This window comes from Streptomyces sp. NBC_01525, assembly GCF_045040405.1.
GTDB lineage: Bacteria > Actinomycetota > Actinomycetes > Streptomycetales > Streptomycetaceae > Streptomyces > Streptomyces benahoarensis.
The window spans coordinates 5,441,269-5,462,289 of sequence record NZ_CP109397.1; the positions used below are offsets into that span (position 1 = coordinate 5,441,269).

The 21,021-nt window shown below is 69.7% G+C and carries 18 protein-coding genes and 1 pseudogene; 17 read left to right on the forward strand and 2 right to left on the reverse strand.

Annotated elements, in window-relative coordinates; all coding sequences use genetic code 11:
- Positions 1–117: 117 nt before the first annotated feature.
- The 4 genes from OG422_RS24230 (at position 118) to OG422_RS24245 (ending at position 4,906) form a co-directional block, all read left to right on the forward strand.
- Positions 118–1,515: a Dyp-type peroxidase gene (locus tag OG422_RS24230; RefSeq protein ID WP_405745498.1), complete on the forward strand. Its 1,398-nt coding sequence runs from the start codon at positions 118–120 to the stop codon at positions 1,513–1,515.
- Positions 1,516–1,596: 81 nt separating this feature from the next.
- Positions 1,597–2,073: a hypothetical protein gene (locus OG422_RS24235; protein WP_405745501.1), complete on the forward strand. Its 477-nt coding sequence runs from the start codon at positions 1,597–1,599 to the stop codon at positions 2,071–2,073.
- A gap of 126 nt (positions 2,074–2,199) precedes the next feature.
- Entirely contained in the window at positions 2,200–2,646 is a 447-nt protein-coding gene (locus OG422_RS24240; protein ID WP_405745504.1) for a hypothetical protein, read from the forward strand.
- 847 nt (positions 2,647–3,493) lie between these two features.
- Positions 3,494–4,906 carry a DEAD/DEAH box helicase gene (locus OG422_RS24245; protein ID WP_405745507.1) on the forward strand — a complete coding sequence of 471 codons (1,413 nt, stop codon included), beginning with the start codon at positions 3,494–3,496 and terminating at the stop codon, positions 4,904–4,906.
- A gap of 219 nt (positions 4,907–5,125) precedes the next feature.
- Here OG422_RS24245 and OG422_RS24250 read toward each other — a convergent pair whose 3' ends face one another.
- Both OG422_RS24250 and OG422_RS24255 read right to left on the reverse strand, forming a co-directional pair.
- A complete protein-coding gene (locus tag OG422_RS24250) occupies positions 5,126–6,163 on the reverse strand; it encodes a C40 family peptidase (protein WP_143942345.1) in 1,038 nt (345 codons plus the stop codon).
- A gap of 334 nt (positions 6,164–6,497) precedes the next feature.
- The gene (locus OG422_RS24255; protein WP_405745510.1) at positions 6,498–6,842 is read right to left on the reverse strand and encodes a TetR family transcriptional regulator C-terminal domain-containing protein; all 345 of its coding nucleotides are present in this window, start codon (positions 6,840–6,842) and stop codon (positions 6,498–6,500) included.
- Positions 6,843–6,851: 9 nt separating this feature from the next.
- Between OG422_RS24255 and OG422_RS24260 the strand changes: the two genes are divergently transcribed.
- The 13 genes and pseudogenes from OG422_RS24260 to OG422_RS24320 all read left to right on the forward strand — a co-directional run bounded on the left by OG422_RS24260 (position 6,852) and on the right by OG422_RS24320 (position 20,861).
- A complete protein-coding gene (locus OG422_RS24260) occupies positions 6,852–7,148 on the forward strand; it encodes a class II aldolase/adducin family protein (RefSeq protein ID WP_405745513.1) in 297 nt (98 codons plus the stop codon).
- A gap of 203 nt (positions 7,149–7,351) precedes the next feature.
- Positions 7,352–8,329 carry an MFS transporter gene (locus OG422_RS24265; protein WP_405745516.1) on the forward strand — a complete coding sequence of 326 codons (978 nt, stop codon included), beginning with the start codon at positions 7,352–7,354 and terminating at the stop codon, positions 8,327–8,329.
- Positions 8,326–8,451, forward strand: coding sequence for a hypothetical protein (locus OG422_RS24270; RefSeq protein ID WP_405745519.1), 126 nt, complete (start codon positions 8,326–8,328; stop codon positions 8,449–8,451). Before OG422_RS24265 ends, OG422_RS24270 begins: the two co-directional genes overlap by 4 nt.
- Before the next feature lie 72 nt (positions 8,452–8,523).
- Positions 8,524–8,709: pseudogene (locus OG422_RS24275) on the forward strand (hypothetical protein); the annotation flags it as partial.
- Between the two features lie 84 nt (positions 8,710–8,793).
- The gene (locus tag OG422_RS24280) at positions 8,794–10,503 is read left to right on the forward strand and encodes a hypothetical protein (RefSeq protein ID WP_405745522.1); all 1,710 of its coding nucleotides are present in this window, start codon (positions 8,794–8,796) and stop codon (positions 10,501–10,503) included.
- Entirely contained in the window at positions 10,500–11,114 is a 615-nt protein-coding gene (locus OG422_RS24285; RefSeq protein ID WP_405745524.1) for a hypothetical protein, read from the forward strand. The genes OG422_RS24280 and OG422_RS24285 overlap by 4 nt, the downstream gene beginning before the upstream one ends.
- Positions 11,111–13,198 (forward strand): Hsp70 family protein, encoded by a 2,088-nt coding sequence (locus OG422_RS24290; RefSeq protein ID WP_405745527.1) that lies wholly within the window; start codon positions 11,111–11,113, stop codon positions 13,196–13,198. The genes OG422_RS24285 and OG422_RS24290 overlap by 4 nt, the downstream gene beginning before the upstream one ends.
- A 401-nt stretch (positions 13,199–13,599) precedes the next feature.
- Entirely contained in the window at positions 13,600–14,484 is an 885-nt protein-coding gene (locus OG422_RS24295; RefSeq protein ID WP_405745530.1) for a DUF1259 domain-containing protein, read from the forward strand.
- 484 nt (positions 14,485–14,968) lie between these two features.
- Complete coding sequence (locus tag OG422_RS24300) at positions 14,969–16,174, forward strand: cytochrome P450 (RefSeq protein WP_143942336.1); 1,206 nt, start codon at positions 14,969–14,971, stop codon at positions 16,172–16,174.
- 765 nt (positions 16,175–16,939) lie between these two features.
- The gene (locus OG422_RS24305) at positions 16,940–18,004 is read left to right on the forward strand and encodes a type III polyketide synthase (protein ID WP_143944455.1); all 1,065 of its coding nucleotides are present in this window, start codon (positions 16,940–16,942) and stop codon (positions 18,002–18,004) included.
- A 331-nt stretch (positions 18,005–18,335) separates the two neighbouring features.
- Positions 18,336–18,587: a hypothetical protein gene (locus OG422_RS24310; protein WP_186000479.1), complete on the forward strand. Its 252-nt coding sequence runs from the start codon at positions 18,336–18,338 to the stop codon at positions 18,585–18,587.
- Between the two features lie 308 nt (positions 18,588–18,895).
- Positions 18,896–20,143, forward strand: coding sequence for an MFS transporter (locus OG422_RS24315; RefSeq protein ID WP_405745535.1), 1,248 nt, complete (start codon positions 18,896–18,898; stop codon positions 20,141–20,143).
- A gap of 70 nt (positions 20,144–20,213) precedes the next feature.
- Positions 20,214–20,861, forward strand: a complete 648-nt coding sequence (locus tag OG422_RS24320) for a TetR/AcrR family transcriptional regulator (protein WP_143944458.1) — start codon at positions 20,214–20,216, stop codon at positions 20,859–20,861.
- Positions 20,862–21,021 lie beyond the last annotated feature (160 nt).

Genomic DNA, 21,021 nt, shown 5'->3' on the forward strand with positions numbered 1-21,021 from the left:
CGACGCGCTCGTGCGGTTCTCCAACGGGTCCCCCCACGCCGGGGCCGACGCGCGTTTGGGACGGGCGACAGCCGCCGGGCACGGTTCGATTCCACCACGACGCGGAGACGGAACACCATGGCAGACAGCGCAAGCCGGGCCGAGGAGCAGGTGCTGGAGCTGGAGCTGGACGACATCCAGGGCACACTGCTCAGGCTGCGCCCTACGCCCTTCACGGGCGCGTACTTCCTGCTGCGCATCGACGATCCCGCCGACGGCCGACAGATGCTCGCCCGCCTGGTACCCCTCGTCGCCTCGGCGACCCAATGGTGGGACCCTCCCCACCGCGCGTGGCTGAGCGTCGCGCTGAGCTACTCCGGGCTGCGGGCTCTCGGCGTGCCGCAGGAATCGCTGGACAGCTTCCCGGACGCCTTCCGCGAGGGCATGGCAGCCCGCGCCGAACAGCTGGGAGACACCGGCGGCAGCAGTCCCGAACACTGGGACGCCCCGCTGGGCAGCGCGGACGCCCATGTCGCGGTATCCGTGTTCGCCCCGGACGCCACCGCGATGGAGTCCCTGCTGGAGACGGCCCGCGAGAAACTCAGGGACCTGCCCGGCGTGTCGGTCATCTACCGGCTGGACGCCTCGGCGCTGCCGACCAAGCGCACCCACCTGGGCTTCGTGGACGGGATCGGCGAGCCAGACATCGAGGGCTCCGGGGTGGCCAGCCTCGCCCAGGGGATGGGCGGCGGTGACTACGGCTACCTGCCAGGCTTCGGCCCCACCATCAAGGCCGGCGAGTTCCTCCTGGGCTATGCCAACGAGATGGGACGGCTCACGCCCATGCCCCAGCCCGACGTACTGAGCCGCAACGGCACCTACGTGGCCTTCCGCAAACTGCACCTGAGGGTCGCCGAGTACCGCCGCTACCTGAAGGACAACGCCTCCTCACCCGAAGAAGAAGAACTGCTCGCGGCCAAGATGGTCGGCCGCTGGCCCAGCGGGGCACCCCTGGTGCTCGCCCCCGAGCACGACGACCCGGCCATCGCCGCCGACCCGCACCGCGTCAACGACTTCACCTACCACGAGCAGGATCCGGAGGGCCGGCGCTGTCCGCTCGGCGCCCACATTCGACGCATGAACCCGCGCGACGCCCTGGCCGACTCCCTGGTGGACGTGAAACTGCACCGAGCCCTGCGCCGGGGCACCCCGTACGGCCCCATGCTCCCCGAGGGAGAGCTGGAGGACGACGGCGCCGAGCGCGGCATCGTGTTCATCTTCATGGGAACCGACCTCGTCCGGCAGTTCGAGTTCCTCAAATCACGGTGGGCCAATGACGGAGACTTCGTCGGCCTCGGCAACGAGAAGGACCCGATCGTGGGAAGCAACGACGGCACAGGCACCTTCACAATCCCCAAACGGCCCGTCCGCCGCCGACTCCAGCAGCTGCCCCGCTTCGCTGTGACCAAGGGAGGCGAATACCTCTTCATGCCCGGCATCCGCGCTCTGAAGTGGATTGCCGAACGGGGTACCTGAGCCATGCCTGCGGGCCGATCAGCCGAGTCCATCTGTGGCAGCGACCAACACTCCTGAGGTGCTCCGAGAAGGGATTCCGACATGACCGCGAACACACAGACCCCCAGCCGCCCCGGCCTGAAGGAAGGCAAAACCAGCGAGTTCACCCTCTTCTTCAACGTCAAGCCCGGCCACGCACAGCAAATCCGCGACTACCTCCAAGGGGTAGACCACGATAAGCGAAGGGCGCTGACCGACCGCATCGGCACCCTCCACGACCTACGGTGGGTGCTCTTCGACGACGACACACGCCTCCTGTTCGCCAGCAACTTCGACGGCAACTGGGACGCGTACATCGACGACTTCGCCGCGCTGATCCCCGACACCTTCGACGCCGTCCTGCAACACACCGAGGGCTACCCGGGCATCAAGGACCCCGGCATCAAGGATTTCGTCGTCGCCCACCAGGCCACAGCGTGCACGTACCTCCGCGCCGCCCCCGACGCCACCATCACAGACATCCAAAAAGCACTACGCGTCAACAAGACGTTCCAGCAACTGCTCGATGAGGCCAACTGAGCTGACCGCGGTGACCCACCAACGGCGGACTCGCCTTCAGCTGCCCCAGGGGCTTCAACCGCACTTCTGGTGGGTGATGCGTGATGGGCTGGTGTATATCCGAAAAATGGGTCGATGGAGGTCATAGTGGCTGAGTGGACGCGCGTGTCGACGACGGCGGAACTCGCTGAGGCGCTTCGGCAGGCAGTACCGGCGATCGAGGTCAACGGTGTACTGCGCGGGATGTCGATGATCACCCTCGCGCCTGGGGTGCAGCTGCGCGGCGGCACCCTGGAGTTCGGTGCGAAGGGCGTGCGTCTGACGAGTGACACCGTCTTGGAGGACGTGACGATCCGCTGCCCCGAGCACGAGGCCGCCATCCTCAATGACCACTGGCGGGAGATCACCGCGCACGGGCTGCGCCGCGGCGGCGCGCAGGCCATCGCCGACGCCGGCGGCGACCCCACCCAGCAAGGCCGGTCGAAGCCCGGCTCTGCCGTGGTGAAGAAGGAGTACCTGGACCGGTCCCAGATCCGCGCCGAAAATCCGTGGCTGAAGGTGCAGGCGAAGCGGCGGAAGCAGACCGCTGACTGACCCGGTTGCTGCCCCTTGTGCCAGCGCCCGGCTGCGCAGCCATGCGTTGCGGGTCGGCATTGCCATGCGGACGTCGCTGACCCGTTCCCATGACGCACCACGTGGAGTGCGTGGCGATCCTGGAGAAGGCGGGCAAGGGCGCCTGACCTGCGGTTTTAGCGCCCAATCGTCGGACATGCGCGTGGCCCGAGCCGCACAGGCGTGACTCGGGCCACGGCGTGCCCATGTGCCGATCCTCAGGGGGAGGGGAGCGGCAGGAGGGAGTCTTCGGTCGGGTGGAGGTAAAAGATTTCGTTGGACGGGGGGTGGTTTCCGGGGACGGCCACTGGATGACCCGGCTGCCGTCACCGGTCTGGTTGCCGGCGATGGTGGCGAACAGGTAGGCGGCGTTGTCGCGGATCATCGTCGCGTTGGGGTACTGGGCGAAGGGGTGCTCCAGGGTGTAGTCCTGGCTTTCACGCTGAAGGGTCGCTGGACAGGGAGTGGCAGTCCCAGAGGTGCAGGTTGCTGCCCGGTGTACTGCTCTAGCCGCCTTTGACGTCCAGGCACTTGCTGCTGTCCATGCCGCTGAGGATGCGGCACAGGGGCCAACCGTTGCTGGCGGTGCCCATGGGGAGGGGCTTAGGTGTTCTGTCCACGGAAATGGCTCTCAGGCTGTGTCACGTCACCGACGCAGACGGAGCGATCAGCACCACAGCGCCGGGCCGAAATGTCACTTTGTGTTAGTCTCACATGTTTGGACGTTCGTGACGGCTGCCGACTCCGTCCGTGCGGTTCCCCTGTTCGTCGGCTCCTCGTTATTCCTGCCGGGCCTTCCTCGGTACGTTCCCCATGCGGAAGGCTCTTCATGAACCACCCGGACCGCCTCGGCACCTCGCACGGCGACCTCGCCCGGCCGGTGACCCTCACCCCGACGGTGCCCCCGATCGCCTTCGCCGACATGGAACTTCCGGCCGAGGTGCTGCGCACGCTCACCGAGCTCGGCGTGTGCGAGCCTTTCCCGATCCAGGCAGCCACACTCCCCAACGCCCTCGCGGGACGCGACGTCCTGGGGCGCGGGCGCACGGGATCGGGCAAGACGCTCGCTTTCGGCCTGCCGCTGCTCGCACGGACGGCCGGGCGGCGCGCGGAGCCGAAGCAGCCCCTCGCCCTGATCCTGGTGCCTACCCGGGAGCTGGCCCAACAGGTAACCGAGGCGCTCGCGCCGTATGCCGACGCGCTCCGCCTGAGGATGGCCACGGTCGTCGGCGGCATGTCGATCGGCCGGCAGACCGCTGCGCTGCGCGACGGAGCCGAGGTCGTTGTCGCCACGCCTGGCCGTCTGCACGACCTCATCGAGCGCAGGGCCTGCCGCCTGGGACGGGTACGGATCACCGTCCTCGACGAGGCCGATCAGATGTGCGACATGGGCTTCCTGCCCCAGGTCACCGAGGTGCTCGACCAGGTGCACCACGACGGCCAGCGGATGCTGTTCTCGGCCACCCTGGACCGCGACGTCGACCAGCTGGTCCGCCGCTACCTCCACGACCCGGTCGTCCACTCGGTCGACCCCTCCGCGGGCGCGGTCACGACGATGGACCACCATGTGCTGGTCGTCCACGGCCCCGACCGGTACGCCGTCACCACGGAGATCGCCGCCCGTGACGGCCGCGTACTGCTGTTCCTGGACACCAAGCACGCCGTCGACCAGCTCACCCGGCATCTGCGGGCCAGCGGGGTGCACGCCGCGGCCCTGCACAGCGGCAAGTCCCAGCCGCAACGCACACGGACCCTTGCACAGTTCAAGAACGGCCAGGTCACCGTCCTGGTGGCGACCAATGTCGCGGCCCGTGGTCTGCACGTCGACGACCTCGATCTCGTGGTGAACGTCGACCCGCCCACCGACCCCAAGGATTATGTGCACCGTGCGGGCCGCACTGCCCGGGCCGGAGAGTCCGGCAACGTCGTCACGCTGGTGCTGTCGGGCCAGCGCCGGGAGATGAGCCGGCTGATGGCCGAGGCCGGCATCGAGCCGACGGTCACCAAGGTGCGCTCGGGCGAGGCGGAGCTGAGTCGGATCACCGGGGCCAAGGCCCCCTCCGGCATCCCGCTCGACGGCGGGCCCGCCGCACCCCGACCCAAGAACACCAACGCCCCCTTCCGCGGCCTGGGCACCAGCAAGGGCGCCTCCCGCGGCACCAGCGGCAACTCCCGCAAGGCAAGCGAGGCCCGCAAGCTCGCCGAGGCCCGCAAGGCGGCCCGAGTGCGGCGCGGCGACTGAGAACCACTGCCCCGATAGCCGCAGATTCCTGGTCACATGCTGATGCTGTGACCACATAGGTTCGCCGGGTTCGGTGGTCGTGGCGGTGGGCCTCGGCCGGCGGGAACCGTGTTCCGGTGATCGCCCAGCTGGTGGATTTCGGCCGGCATGCGAACGTTTCGCCCGCACCTTCTCGCCGAAGGCGCGGGCGGCTCACCTGAGTGCGGGTGCGGGTGCGGGTCAGACTCGGACGCCGAACATGAACGGTCCGCCGATGGTTTCCATCGACTCGTACCGCACGACTGTGCCGGTGCGAGGGGCGTGGAGGATCTGGCCGTTGCCCGCGTAGAGGCCGACGTGGTGCAAGTCGTTGAAGAAGAAAACCAGGTCGCCGACCTGGAGTTGGCTCCGTGTGAGGCGGGTCCCGGTGCCCGCCTGTTCCTCGGAGGTGCGCGGTATGTGGACGCCGGCCTGCGCATAGGCCCAGGAGGTCAGGCCCGAGCAGTCGTAGGAGGCGAGGCCGGTGCCGCCGCGGAAGTACGGTTTGCCGATCTGGCCCTGGGCGGCGGCGAACGCGGCGGCGGCCCGGCCGGAGGCGGAAGTGTCGTTGCCGAGCTGTACACGTTCGGTGGCGGAGTGGCTGGCCCGCTTCTGTTCGTCGGCGAGGGCCGACTTCTCCTTGGCGGTCAGGGTGTTGAGGAGTTTCTGTGCCTCGGCGAGCTTGCCTTGGACTTCCTGCTTCTTGTTGCCCAGCTCGGTACGGGTGGTGGCGAGGTCCTTGAGTCTCTCGGTGGCCTTGGCGCGCGCCTGGGCGATTTCACGCTGCTTGTCCTGGATCTTCTTCAAGGCGGCGACCTGCTGTCCGCCCAACTGGTCAAGCGTGGAGGCCTTGTCCAGGAAGTCGTCCGGGGCGGAGGACAGGAAGAGCTGGACCGAGGCGTCGATGCCTCCGGAGCGGTACTGTGCGCTGGCCAGTGAACCCAGGCCGTTGCGCAGCTTGTTCAGCTCCTGCTGGCAGCGGGCGACACCGTCCTGGATCGAGGAGATGCCCTTCTGCAGCTTCTGCTGCTCCTCTCTGGCCCCGTTGTACTTCTCGGTGGCCTGCTCCGCCTGCTCGTAGAGCTTGTCGACCTTCGCCTTGACCTCGTCCTTGTCGAGTTTCTGGCTCGGTGCGGCGTTGGCGGCATGCGTGCTCAGGGCCACGGCGGCCGCTGCTGCGGTGGTCAGTACGGTGATACGCGTTCGGCTGGGCTGCTTGGGTCGACGATGGGACGCCACAGGGGCGAACTCCTTGCTCCTTCAGCCGCCTTCCAACACGTCGGTGGGCGGGGCCCTCCGCTGTCACTCCGTCTGAGTGAGCACTGAACGGGGGTTGGGGCATGACCTTAATGAAATTCTTACTATTAGATCAATTGTTTGCATGGAAAGTCCCCTTTTTGGGGTGCGCGGGCAGGAGGTGCCTTCGAGCTGCCGACCGGAGCGGCCGCGACATGCCTGACGGCCGGCCGCCCAGGCGCCGGAGAGACGGAGAGATCTCGTGCGTCTGTACCGGCTGCCGGTCTTCCGCTTCGCCGCACAGCGCGTGCCAGGTATTGCGCGACGGTGAGGTGGCTCACCGCGTCCGGCGCCGGATGGGCCCGATGTGGTGGTTCAGACGCACCATGTGGAGTGCGTGGCGATCCTTGAATCTGCAATCCAGGTCGACGGTGGGTCTACGGCCGAGGCGGTCGAAGAGGCGGGCGAGGAGGTGGGTGATCTCCTCGCGGAGGCGGCGGTCGTGCTCGGCCAGGGTGCGGGCCGTGGCGGGGTGCCTGATGGCGTGCAGAGTGAACTCGGTGGACAGCAGGTACCAGCGGCGCTCGGTCTCGTCGACGGTGCTCATCCGCCTGAGCACCGTCCGTAGCGGGTCGTCGGTCGTGTCCAGTTCGTCGACCGCCTGGGTCAGTTGGTCGATCACTCGCTGCGCATGCAGGCCGAACAGTGCGAGGAACAACTCTTCCTCTCTCACAAGGCCGCCCTCCTCGCCAACCACGGTCTGCTGACTGTCGGTCAGAGTGTTGCCGAGGCCGCCTGGTGGTTCATCACGATGGAACGCTCTTGTCAGGCCCAGCTGCTGGCCATGGCTGCTGGCACCCCGTACCTCATCGACAGGGAGACCGCGCTCCAGGTGCGCGAACAGATCGGCACCCCACTGTCGGGGTGGTTCCAGCTCCGGCCCCTGTGGGACCAGATCACCGAGGATCAGCCGGACCTCTTCGACTGATTGACGGCCGGTGAGGCCCCGCGGGCGGCTCGTCGTGACACCTTCCGCCCGGTTCAACGGTCCGGATCACGGCCGTCGCGAGCAGCGCCCCGTGACCGACCTGCACCGGACCGGAGATCGCAGAGGCCCGCCGTGTCGCGGCCATCTCAGAGAGGTTCGCCGTGCCCTTCCTCCGTTCCCCCTCCGCCTCGACGAAGCCGACCATGAGTGCCTCGGTCAGGACCACGGTGGCCCTGCTGTTCGCGGCGTGGTTCATCGACTACGTCGACCGGCTCGCCATCGCCACGATCCTCCCGGCGATCGGCGACGAGTTCGCTCTTGACCGAGGACAGCAGGGGCTGATCATGAGCTCCAACTCCCTCGCCTCGGTCGTTGCGCCGCTGGCCGTACCGCCTCTGGCGTCAGTGGTCGGCTGGCGCTGGGCCTTCGTCCTGGCCGCCGGGACAGGCGCCCTCGTCCACCTCGCGGTGCGGCTGTGGCTGCCCGCCCCCCGGGAGCGCACCGAGAACGTCGTACGGACCGCGGGCGGCGTCCGGGTGGGGGATGTCCTGCGCATGGGCGTGCTGTGGCGCTTCTCCCTGATGCTCTTCGGGTACGCCGCCGTCATGTGGGGGCTGAGCACCTGGATACCGTCCTACCTCAGCACGGAACGCGGGCTTTCCCTCACCTCCGCCGGTGTGCTGGTGGCGGTGCCCTCCCTCGCGTCCGCCGTGGGCACCCTGCCGGGTGGGCGTTTGTCCGACCGGTTCGAGGGCCACCACCGCAAGGTGATCGTGCCCGCCATGTCGGTCGCGGCACCGGCACTGTGCCTCATGGCGCGCTCTCCCAGCCTCGCCGGCTCCGTCGCCTTCGGCACGATCGCCATCTTCGCCGCGTCCCTGTGCTACATGCCGATCTTCGCCGTGCCGCTGCGCAGCCTCGTCCCTGAGCTGGTCGGCGTCGGCAGCGCCGTCGTCGTCCTCGGCGGGCAGGTCGCCGGCATGGTCGTGCCGCCCGTACTGGGCGTGATCGCGGACACGGTCTCCTTCGAAGCGGCCTTCGCCGTCCTGGCCCTCGGCCCGGTCATCGCGGCCGTCCTGGCCTTTGCCACCCCGCAGGACACGGAGTGCTTCTCCGCCGCCGTTCGCCACCGCATGCGTGCGGCCGGCACATCCACCGTCACCGAGAAGGAGCCCTCATGACCGCCGCCGTCAAGAAGGAGACCCCCGTGAACGCCGAACTCTCCGCTCTCCTCACCGGCCTGGACCGCCGGCCGAGGTGCGCCCGTGGCGGCGGGCTCTCGTCGAGTTCGGGTCGCACTTGAGGATGCACTGGTGCATCGAGGCCAGTTCGGGACCCGGCTCGACGCCCAGTTCGTTGATCAGCGTTCCTCCTCCAGGTGGCGGGCAGCAAACGATGGACCGTCAGGAGCGGTCCGTCCGACCACAACTGGCAAGCCGGAGAAGTCCCGGGAGAAGCCGGCCCCGTCCTGCTGAACGCCACCGTGGCCACCGGGCAGGTGCTCTACATCCCGCGTGGTGAGTCGAGTGGCTCTGAACGTACGGATCGGAGCAACTCGTAGGTTTTATAGGTGAGTACACCAGTCATGGCAGTGGACGGCCTGCCATAATTCCGCCCAGCATTGGTGACTGGGTGGGGCCTTTTGATGAAGGAGAACGCGCCGGCGGGGGACGCGACCCGCGGTGTGGTAGGGGATGGCGGGGTCTTCGCGCGAGCGGCTGCCGTCGATGCCGAGCGCGCACGACGGCGCGCGCATCAGGCTCGTCGTGCTGCGTCGGCAGGTGTGGCGACCGTCGATGGTTTCGCTCTGCGCAAGTGGCGGCGTGCGGGTGCCTTCGGTGCCGACTCGGTGAGACGCGTGGAAGAGACTCTCCGGCTGCTGCTGGAGCGGGCCGACGGCAGCGGTGCCCCCGCCGGTGCCGTCGGCACGCTGCGCGCCGCGTTGGGTGGTGAGCCGTCCCACGAGGTGCCGGGCGCGGTGAAGGCTCTTCTGGAGCACATGGACAGGGAGACGGTCGCCGAGGTACTCATCTGTGCGCACACGGCGGGGACCCTGTGGCTCACGGACTGGGGGGAAGCGCGCATGGCCGCGCTCTTCCCCGGTGGGTGCCGGATCCCTGATCCGCCGTCGGGAGAGGGCGTATCGGACTCCCACGACCCCTCGGGGGCCTACGAGTTATCCACCTGCCTGGCCGCCGGAAAAGCCGACGCATTCCCTGCCCGACGGGTCGCCTCCGTCCTGTCCTGGGCGCCTGTGGGCGTCCTGGATGACTTGATCGACGGACGCGTCCTCCAGGCGGCCGATGAGCCATGGGAGGTACGGCAGGACGAGGACGAGGCGCTGTATTTGAGGGCGCGGCTGGTTCCCGAGCAGCTTGGTGCGGAGGAGTGCGAGCGGCTCGGCTGGGTGGAGCGACTGCAGCGGGACCGCTTTCTCGACGGTGAGGACATCCTCGATGCGGCTGAAGGGGACCTGTACTCCCTTCTGACCAGGGTCGCCGACGGCGACACCAAGGCGCTGAAGCCGTTGGAGCGCCATCTGCCCCGCGAGTTGGTGCTCCGCCTCCGGAGAATCCAGGACGGTGCGCAGATCGGCTCGTGGGACACCGGCATCATCGCCGATCGTGGACTTTGGCGACTCATCGTCGGTCTCTGGGAGCCCAAGGCGGCCATCGATCCGCGGCGCAGTCCGCTGCACGCTCTCATGGCCCTGCGCCACGCGTATGACGTGATCTGCTCGGGCGAGATCCGCAAGGCGGCAACGCAGATCGTGAAATTGATCGCCGACGAGGATGCGGAGCCGGCGTTCGCCGCCGAGGCATGGAACATGCATGCTTATCTCGCCCTGCTCGACGACGACCTTCCGCGTGTGGCCACCGCGCAGAAGATGATCACCACGGATGAACCCGGGGTGGCGGCGAACCTGGCGCTCGTGCAGCGCCGACGGTCGATTCCCAGGAATGACCGGGAACCCCCGAGCAACCCCTACCTGGACCTGGGCCTTTCCCATCAGTCGGCCTCCTGGCAGCAGCGCTACAGGGGCTTGCGGCGTGACCACGCGCAGGACCGCGAGGCCGCGGCTCGTGTCAATCGCGCCGTGCAGCGTATCCGCCGGGCCGAGCAGGAGGAGGACTGGTCCGGGTTCTTCGTCCTGCCGCTGGACAGCGACCGGTACCAGCTCCCGTGCGCCGTACCGGTCTCCTTGGTTCCCCCTCCCGCCCCTCTTCAGCGGCGGACGACACCTGGCTCTGCTGCCGACCTGGACGCTGTGCGCGCTCAGGCAGTCGTCGACCTGTTGCCTTCCTTGCTCACCACTCCCCGTCGTCCCGACCGCCACACCAGGAACCCCGTATGACGCAGCAGCGCAAGAAGCAGACCGGTGCGACGCCCCGCGAGGGGGCCAGCCAGCCGAAGCGCAAGGCCACCGGGCGTGGTCGCCGCCTGGACCACAAGACCCGCCAGGCTCTTGGTGTGGAGAAACGGCCGCGTACCTACCGCCCTGACGAGGTCCTCAGCCCCGCAGCGCTGTTGGCCCGGTTCACCGAACGTGCCCAGGAGCTGATCGCGGCACTCCCCGACGACGACCAGCCCGCACCGGCAGGGGTGTCCGCCGCGCTGCGCCAGGCCGTCCTCGAAGCCTTCCGGACGCGTGAGGAGTACATGGCCCGCATGGTCGAGACCGACCTGCTCGCCAGTGCGCCGGGGCAGAGCCTGAAGGCGCTCCAGCGCACGATCCGTAGCTGTCTGCACGACCAAGGGCTGCGCTGCATCGACTCACCCGGCGAGCAGGAGCATTTCGTGGTCGTGGAGGGTGAGGGGGACGGCTTCGAGGTGCTGCGCCCTGCCTATGTGGATCAGGTGACGGGCAAGTTGCTGCTGTCCGGTCAGCTCCGCCGTGTGCCGCTGCCCCCGCAGTCGTCCCCGGACAGCCGGTTGGACCACGCGCGGGAGGAGGGGGAAGCGTGACCGCGACCGGTATTGACTTCGGTACCACCAACTCGGTGGTCGCCCAGTGGAGCAGTGACGATGTCGAGGTGCTGCCGCTGGACGCGCACCACCTCGACGCGGACTGGCGCCGTCCGGGTTTCGACTTCCTCTTCCCGTCAGTCGTGGGCATGAGTTCCCTGCGCAGGGGGCCCCTGTTCGGCTGGGAGGCCAAGCTCCGCTCCGAAGAAGCCGCAGAGGCATGCAAGCGGCTGCTGAAGAGCGACGAGTACGTCAAGATCCATGACCGGAGGTTCGCCGCCACCACGGTAGCCGCCGGCGTGTTCCAAGCCATGAAGGAAGGGGCGCAGCACAATCTCACGGACATCGATCGTGCGGTGATCACCGTCCCGGCCAATGCGACGGGGGCGGCCCGCTACCGCACCCGGGCCGCGGCCCGCTTCGCCGGGATCGAGGTGCAGGCGCTCCTCAACGAACCGACCGCCGCAGCCATCTCCTATGTGCACGACCTTCGGGAGGACTCCCAGATCCTGGTGTTCGACTGGGGTGGCGGCACCATCGACGTCACCGTGCTCGACTACGCCGACGGCTTCTTCGAGGAGCGCGCCTCACGCGGCGTTACCGAGCTCGGCGGACTGGAAATCGACCGGCGGCTACGCAAGCTCATCCTGGGCCGTGCGCCCGTCCGCTCCGACTGGACGCCCGCGCAGGAGCGTCAGTTCCGTCTGGACGTGGAACGCAGCAAGATCCTTCTCTCCTGCCAGGACTCGGTGGTCGTCATGACACCCGAGGGGGCGACGGTGGAAATCCACCAGGAGGAACTCGCGGAAGCCATCACGGACTTGGTGGACCGGTCCCTCGTCCCGCTGGAGCGGTGCCTGGACGACGTCCATATGGCTCCGCTCGACGTCGATGCCGTCCTGATGATCGGAGGCACCAGCCAGATCCCGAGCGTCCGCGCCGCCGTCGCCGAGGCGTTGCAGACCGAGCCTGTCTCCACCGACCTGTGCGACCCCATGACAGCGGTCGCCCGGGGAGCATCCGTCGCCGCGGCCGTACTCAGTGGTGAGGCGGAGGGCGTTATCCAGGTCGCCACCGGCCACGCGCTGGGCACCGTCGTCACCGACACCCAGGGACGGAAGAAGTTCAGCCAGATCATCCCCCGTAACTCACCTCTGCCGTGGAGCGAACGCAAGAGTTACACCCCGCGCCGTGACCACGCCGGTGAGCTCCGCGTCGAGATCTGGGAAGGCGATCCGGACAAGAACCTCACCCACCCGGACAACATCCAGCTCACCGAGCTGACCCTGAACTACCCCGAGCGCCGCCCCCGGGACGAGTCACGCTTCGAACTGGAATACACCTACAACACCGACGGCCTTCTCCACGTCAAGGCCGAACTCGAGCGCACCGGTGAAGTCGTCGTCGACCAGGAGGTCCGGAGCTTCGGCTCCGGCGGACCCACGCCCGCGGTCCGCAAAGAACTCGCCGAACTGCTTGCCGGTAACCAGCAGGTCTCCCTGCCCGGCATCCCGTCGCCCCAGCGAGGTGCGCCTGCGCGGGGCGAGACGTCGCCTGCGCGACCTCACGTCCCCGCACCACCGAAGAACGCACCCCGCATCGCCACCCCCGCTCCGGCCGGCTTGCCGCGGGCCCTGGTTGTCGACGGCTCCAACATCGCCTGGATCGGCCGCTCACCCCGCAAGCCCGGCGTGTACGAGAGCGACGACCGGCCCAGCTTCCTCCAGCTGCTGGCCGCCCGTGCGGCTCTGGCCTCGCGTTACCCGGACGCGCAGATCCACATGGTGGTGGATGCGACGCTCCGGCACCGGGTGGCACCGGGAGAGCGTGCCGCTGTCCAGGAAGCCCTCAGCAAGGGGGACGTGATCCAGCCCCCTGCGGGAACGGAGGGGAAGGGAGACGCGCTCGTCGCGGCCATCGCGGATGACATCGGCGCCGTGGTCGTCACCAACGACAACTACGTGGAATTGCAACCCCGTTACCCGTGGCTCCGCGAACAGGGACGCGTCCTGGGCGCCACTCTCTCGCAAGAGGTCTGGATCTTCGCACCCCGCACCTGCGTGGCTCCACGGCACAGGGGGTGAATCGCCCTGTGCCCGGTCTCCGCAGCTGTCGAACCGCATGCGGGTCATCGCCCGCCCGTGCCGGTTCTCGCGCCCCGACGGCCCCCGTCGGGCGCGGCCGTCCCTGCCCGTACGCGGCGCTCCTGCGCGGTGGACCCCGCGCCGATTCCCGCGGAGTGCGCGCCGTGGGGTGAGGGCCGCTCGACTCAACCGGGACACTCGGCGCGTAATGCCCCTTTTTCTGTGCTGCGTCATGTTTTCATCCCGCCATGAATGGCGATGGAACGATGACTGGAGACCGCTCACCGGACAGGCATGCGCAGGCATCCACCTCGCGGCGAGGGCTGTTGGCCGCGGTGGCTGCGGCGCCGGTGCTCGCCGGAGCGGGGCCTGCCGCCGCGTATGCGCGGACCGTGGGGGCGATGGGGTCGCCTGGGCGCCAGAGGGTTGAGCCGGTGCCGACCACCGAGGCGGATTGGGTCGGCGTGGCGCGGGCGCTCGGCCGTGGCGGCAATATGTTGCGGCGCACGATGTATCACACGGGCTTTCCGCGTCGGGATCTGAGTGTGATCTCCGACGGTGTCATCGTGCAGCCGGGGCTTGCGCTCGGGACGCATGTGTCGTTCGTCCGGTACGCCGACGGCAGCGCGATGGCGATGGGCGACGTGGTGGTCACCGAGGGCGAGATGCAGCGGGTGATCGATGCGTGGCAGGGGCACGGGATCGCGCTGACCGCGCTCCACAAGCATCTGCTCGCGCAGCACCCGGACATCTGGTGGGCCCATCTGCACGGGCACGGCCGGGATGCGGAGGCGCTCGCCCGCGGGCTGCGCGCCGGGTTCGACCGGACCGGTACTCCACCCCCGGCGCCACCGGGTTTGTCGTTCCCCATCGATCTGGACACCGCAGGGATCGAGGCGGCGCTGGGTACCCGGGGGACCGTCGAGGACGGGCTCTTCACGTGCCTCTTCGTCCGCCGGGAGACGGTGACCAGCGGTTCGCTGGTGCTGCCCACCGGTGTCGGGTCGACGTGTGCGTTCCTCTTCCAGCCGGTGGGCGGTGGCCGGGCGGCGCTCGCCGGTGACTTCGCCATGACCGCGGACGAGGTCCAGAGCGTACTGAAGGTGCTGCGGCGCGGCGGGATCCGCCTCGTCGAGCTGCACAACCATCACCTGGACGAGTCGCCCCGGCTGTTCTTCGCCCATTTCTGGGCCGTGGAGGACGCCGTCGTGCTCGCCCGGACCCTGCGCCGCGCGGTGGACGCCGCCAATGTGGAGGTTCCGCAGGGGACGGTCCCGGCCGGTTGAGGGGGCCGTTCCCCTCGGGGGTCCCCGCCTTCGGGGGTCCCCGCCTTCGGGGGTCCCCGCCTTCGGGGGTCCCCGCCTTCGGGGGTCCCCGCCTTCGGGGGTCCCTGTGGCACGCGGCCTCCGGGGGCCCGGGGGCTCGGGCGGTGGACGCGCCGTCGACCGGAGAGTGCATGGCATATGGGGTAATTGGATCAATCGCCCGGATGCGGTGCGTGTGCCGACAAATGATCGGGTACCTAGGTCGTGTCGTCCCCGCCGGAACCGGTCCACGGGCTCCGGTACGCGAGATGCGGTGCGCCCACGTGCGGCGTTGTCGTCGGTCGTCGGCGCGCCGCTTCGTACCCCCTTCCGTGCCTCGTGGCCGCAGGCCGGACCCCGTGGAACCGCCCGACGGGCGCACGACGCCACGCGGCCGGCCTCGCGAGGGGCGTCCGTCCCCTTCGGTGCCCGCCTCATCCGTCCGATCCCGTACCTGGAGCTTCGTATGGACCCCGTGCCCCCCACGCGGAACTGCCCCTTCGACTATGCCGAGGCCCTCGAATTCGACCCGCAGCTCAGAGCGCTGCAGAACGAGGGGCCCGTCTCCCGTATCCGGTTGCCGCACGGCGAGGGGGAGGCGTGGCTGGTCACCGGTTACGACGACGTGCGTACCGTCACCACCGACCGGCGTTTCAGCCGCAGAGCGGTGGTCGGCCGGGACTTCCCGCGGATGACGCCGGAGCCCATCGTCCAGGACGAGGCCATCAACGTGATGGACCCGCCGGGCAGCAGCCGCTTGCGCAGCCTGATCTCGAAGGGGTTCGCGCCGCGTCACATGGAGCGGATGAGGGTCCGTACGCAGCACGTCGTGGACGAGTTGCTGGACCGGATGGAGGCGCACGGCACGCCCGCCGACCTCTTCGAGCATCTCGCGGCGCCGCTGCCGCTGACCACGATCTGCGAGGTCCTCGACATCCCCGAGGGGGACCGCGCACAGCTGCGTGCGCACGCCCGGACCATGATGAACACCAGCGTCGACAACAAGGACGCGGCCATCCGCTCCAAGGCCGACCTGCGGGCCTATTTCGCGTCGCTGACCGCACAGCGGCGGGCGCACCCGGGCGACGACCTGATCAGCGTGCTGGCCACCGCCCGCGACGGGGACGAACTGCTCAACGACCGGGAACTGACCGTGATGGCGATGGTCCTGCTCATCACGGGCCAGGACACCACCACGTACCAGCTCGGGAACATCTCCTACGCCCTCCTGACCCGGCCCGACGGGATGGCCATGCTCCGGGACAACCCGGAGAAGTTCCCGCAGGCGCTGGAGGAGCTGCTGCGGTTCATCCCCTTCCGCAAGGGCGTCGGCATTCCCCGTGTCGCCACCGAGGACGTGGAGCTGGGCGGGGTCCAGATCCGTGAGGGCGACATCGTGCACGTGTCGTACCTGACGGCCAACCGGGACGGCCGGAAGTTCGACCGGCCGGACGAGCTGGACCTGGAGCGCACCGGGCCGTCCCATATGACCTTCGGCTGGGGCGGTCACCACTGCCTCGGCGCCCCGCTCGCCGCCACCGAACTGGAGGTGGCGCTCGGCACGCTCATGAAGCGCTTCCCGGGGCTGAAGCTGGCGGTGCCCGCCGAAGAGGTGCAGTGGAACAAGGGCTCCATCTGGCGCTATCCGCTGGCCCTGCCCGTCACCTGGTGAGAGGGGCGTGAGCGGCGGCCCGCCGGGCCGGTCGGGCCTGCCGCTCGTCCGGTGGTCCCGGTGGGGCCGTGACGGATCCCCGGGCCGGACGGGAACCGTCGTCCTCGGGAGGGCACCGGCGGGGCCTGCCTTCGGGGCGTGGCCCGCCGCCCCGCTGACGGTCAGGGCGAATCCGTATGCCGTGCGGTGCGGCCGGGCAGCATGATGCCCGGCCGCACCGCTGTGCGCACCGCGGGCGCCGCCGAACGGGCGGTGGGAGGAGGGCGGCTCCGCCGGGCACCCGGCCCGGCCCGCCACCCGGCCGGGGGCGCCGGCCGGGCTCGACCGGTCCGGACGCCTGCCCTCGACTGACCGCACCGCCCGGCGAACCGCTCCCCACGGAACCGCCCCCCGGCCCCGCCTCCCGGGCGCCCCGGATGCTGCGTCAACCCCGGGGCCACAGCAACCGGAAACCCCACGTACCCGCGCGGGGCGGCGCCCACCGGTCGACATGCGGCCGTCACCTGGCTGCCGTAACGTAATGCCGAGGGCCAGCCACGGTGTGGCACACCACCATCTGCCCATACGGCGAGCACACAGTCTTTCGGCGGTCGGCCCGTCAGCGCCCATTTCGGAGACGCACGATGCGGCGGCGCGCAACGCCAACGGCCCGCCTTGCGCCCATGCGCGCATACGCTGCCGCAGCGTCGGCCATCGGCCGGCGAACACCCCGCGTCCCCCCGTAGGGCTCAGCCGTGTGGAGCACCGTCCGCTAGGAGGAGATCCATGGCGGTTCTCTGCAAACCGGCCATCGCAGTACCCGAGCATGTCATCACCAATGAGGAAACACTCGAACTCGCGAAACGGTTGCACGGCGACCATCCGCAACTCGGCCTGGTCCTCCGGTTGATCGAGCACACCGGAGTGCTCAAGCGGCATCTGATCCAGCCGATCGAGGAGACGCTGCGGCACCCGGGGCTCGACGCCCGCAGCATCGTGTACGAGGAGCAGACCAAGGACCGGGTGCCCGCCGTGGTGCGGCGCGCCCTCGACCAGGCCCAACTGGAGCCGCAGCAGATCGACTTGATCATCTACGTCTCCTGCACCGGCTTCATGATGCCGCCGCCCACCTCCTGGCTGATCAACGCCATGGGGTTCCGGCCGGAGACGCGTCAGCTGCCGATCGCCCAACTCGGGTGCGCCGCCGGCGGAGCGGCCGTCAACCGGGCCCACGACTTCTGCACGGCGTACCCGGACGCCAACGTGCTGATCGTCGCCTGTGAGTTCTGCTCGCTGTGCTATCAGCCCACCGACCTGGGCGTCGGATCGCTGCTCTCCAACGGCCTGTTCGGCGACGGGATCGCCGCGGCGGTGCTGCGGGGCGACGGCGGAACCGGCATCCGGCTGGAGCGCAGCAGCTCGTACATCATCCCGAACACCGAGGCGTGGATCTCGTACGCGATCAAGTCCACCGGGTTCCACTTCCAGCTCGACAAGCGGGTGCCGGGAACGATGGAACCCCTCGCTCCGGCGCTGTGCACCGCCGCGGAGGAACACGACTGGAACGCCGGGAAGATGGACTTCTACATCATCCACGCGGGCGGCCCCCGGATCCTCGACGATCTCTGTTACTTCCTCGATGTGCCGCCGGAGGCGTTCCGCTTCAGCCGGGCCACGCTCACCGAGTACGGCAACATCGCCAGCGCCGTGGTGCTGGACGCCATGGCCCGGCTGTTCGACGAGGCGTCCGCCCTCGACGGGGACCGCGGCCTGATGGCCGGATTCGGGCCTGGCATCACGGCCGAGATCACCCTCGGCACCTGGGTCTCGGAGTCCGACACGGCGGAGTGAGCCGGGCGTTCGCGGGCGGGCTCGTCCCGGCGGCCTGCGGGCGGGGCGCCGCTGTCGGCGGGCCGTCCCGCCCGGCTTCCGGCGGGCCCGTGTCGCGCCTGCCGTCCCCCGGTGGCGGTCGGCATGATCGCCGCCTGCCTCTTCGGCTTCTGGAGGGGGCTCGGCACGGGCGTCGTCGCGTATCTGCTGCGCAAGGGCGTGGTGGTGGAGTGCCGCGCCGGGCGGCGCCATCGGCGGGGCGGCCGCGCTCGACGACGGCAACGGCTCGGGCGGGGCGGCAGGTTACCGGCCGCCCCGCCGGCTGCGCCGCGCGGCGGCCGTCGAACAGTGGGTGGCGCTGGTCCTGACCGTGCTGGTGCTGCCGGTGCTGGCGTTCGTCTCCGCGCTCGACGGGCAGACCTGGACGCCGATCGTGAAGTGCCAGGTCACCAACGGCACCGTGACCGGGAGCAACCATCTGATCGAACTGAGCCGCAAGGGCGGCGTCGTCGGCCGGAACCTGGACTCCGCGCAGATCTCCCACGGCCTGGGCTGCACCCGCGTGGAGAGCCTGTATGTGCGGGAGCCGTGGTGGCGGGGGTGAGGTGCAGCGCCTCTTCCCTCTCCGCTCTCCTGTCACTCATGTCTCGTACGCATCCGTCATGACGAGCGGTAATTTACGCTCCTCTTTCGCGCTCGCTAGAGTGAGGCGGGAAGCCGGTTCCGGAATTTGATAAAGCGGGGGATTCTCCTTTCCGGCCTCTTCCTGTCCCTGTGAGTTTCGTCCACCGGACGGTCTTATCCCCTTTTCCATTCCCTCTTCTCCTCCCTTTGTTGTTTTCCATAACCGTGACTTCTCCGGCATCTGACCGCCGGGATTCGTACCCCTCCTCACCAGGCCAGGAGAGCGGCATGAGCCGGACGACAGCAGTGCCCGCGCAGGGCGAAACCGATGCCTCCGGGCCCGCCGGAATGGGGACGGCGGCGGGGGTGGCCCTGATCACCGTGCTCACCTCGATGCCGCTTTTTCTCGTCGGCGCCACCAGTACGCTGATCAATCGTGAGCTGGGCTGGGATGCGGGGGATACGGGCCTGTTGTTGGCCGCGTACTGGTTCGCGTCGTTGCTCGGCGCTTTTCTGAGCCGCAAGGTCGAGGTGCCGGTGTCGGCGGAGACCACGGTGGGCGTGGCGAGTTTCGCGACGGCGGTGGGGCTGGCGCTCGGGGCCTGGGCGGGCGGCGTCGGGCTGGTGGCCGGGACGGCGGTCGGCGGCCTCGTCTACGGCTACAGCCAGCCGCACACCAACTCCCTGCTCATGCGGCACTGCGCCCGGCGCGTCCAGGGCTTCGCGTTCGGGCTGAAGCAGGCGGCCGTCCCCATGGCCACCCTGCTCGGCAGCGTCGCGGTCCCGGCGCTGGCCGTTCCGTACGGCTGGCGCGCCGTCTTCCTGTCCGCCGCCGGGGTCTGCGCGCTGTACGGCGTCGTCGGTCTGTGTGCGCGGCGCGGTGGGCGGGGCGCGGCCCCGGCCCGTGCCGCCGCCCCGCCGCTGAAGCTGAACTCCCAGTTGCTGGGGCTGGCGGTGGCCGGTCTGTGCGGCGCCATGGTCGGGAACTCTCTGGGAGGGTTCCTGATCGCTTCGGGGACCCGTGGAGGTCTGGCGCTCTCCATGGCCGGGTTCCTGGCTGCCGCCGGTTCCGTCGTGAACATCGCCGTCCGGCTCGCGGCGGGCGTCGTGGTGGACCGCGGCCGCTACGCGCCGCGCGCCCTGCTCTGGCAGCTCTACGCCGTCGGCGCCCTCGGGACATCGCTGCTCGCCCTGAACGGCGGCGTCGCCGTCACCGTCGCCGGGGCGCTGCTCGCCTTCGGCGGGGGATGGGGGTGGGCCGGGCTGCTGCACTACGTGGCGGGCGTCTCCTTCCCGGCCGCGGCGGCGCGGGCCACCGCCTTCACCCAGATGGGAGTCTCCCTGGGCGGGGCCTGCGGGCCGATGCTCTTCGGGTGGCTCGTCACCCGGGAGGGGTTCGGCCCGGCGTGGCTGGTGCTCACCGCCGTGGGGGTGGTGGCCGCGCTGCTCGTCCCCGTACTCGGGCGCCGTGCGGCGCGGTCTGCCGATGGCGCGGCGTCTGGTGCAACGGAGCGCGAATTTAAGTCAGTTGCTTGACTTGGGTGGCGTCGATCGGGTTGCCTGACCGGGCACGGAAGCGGGGCATGGGCGGTCGGGAGGAGACGGTATGCGGGGGGCGGCGCGGGCCGGTCAGGCGGAGGTGACGCGGGCGCGGATCCTGCGCGCGGCGGAGCGGCTGTTCGCCGAGCGGGGGGTCTACGCGGTGTCCAACCGGCAGGTCAGCGAGGCCGCCGGGCAGGGCAACAACGCCGCGGTCGGCTACCACTTCGGCACCAAGGCCGACCTGGTGCGGGCCATCGCCGGTGAACACATGGGCCGGATCGAGCAGGACCGGGCGCGCCGGGTGGACGCGCTGGACGGCGGCGCGGACATCGGCGCGTGGGTCGGCTGCCTGGTGCGGCCCACCACCGCGCATCTCGCGTCCCTGGGCAGCCCCACATGGTTCGCGCGGTGCTGCGCCCAGGTGATGACCGATCCGGCGCTCCAGGACGTACTCGCCGAGGAGTCCCTCGGGTCACCGGCGCTGGTGCGGACCCTGGAGGGGCTGAACCGCTGTCTGCCCGACCTGCCGCCCGAGGTCCACGTCGAACGGGGCGCGATGGCACGGCAGTTGATCGTGCACACCTGCGCCGAACGGGAACGCGCCCTCGCCGACAACACCGCCACCGCGCGCAGCAGTTGGCACGCCACGGCCACCGGGTTGATCGACGCCATCGTCGGTTTGTGGACCGCACCGGTGACGCGGACCGGCTGACGGCCCCTGGGGCGCCCCGGCCGATGGCGCCGCCCCGGGGCAACCGGTTCGCCTGATGTGCCTTCCGGGGACGCCCCTGGCCGGCGACGCCCCTCGGGCCAGCCGGTCCGCCCGGCCCCCCGTATCACCCGCCCCCCACGCACCACCGATACGTACCGCA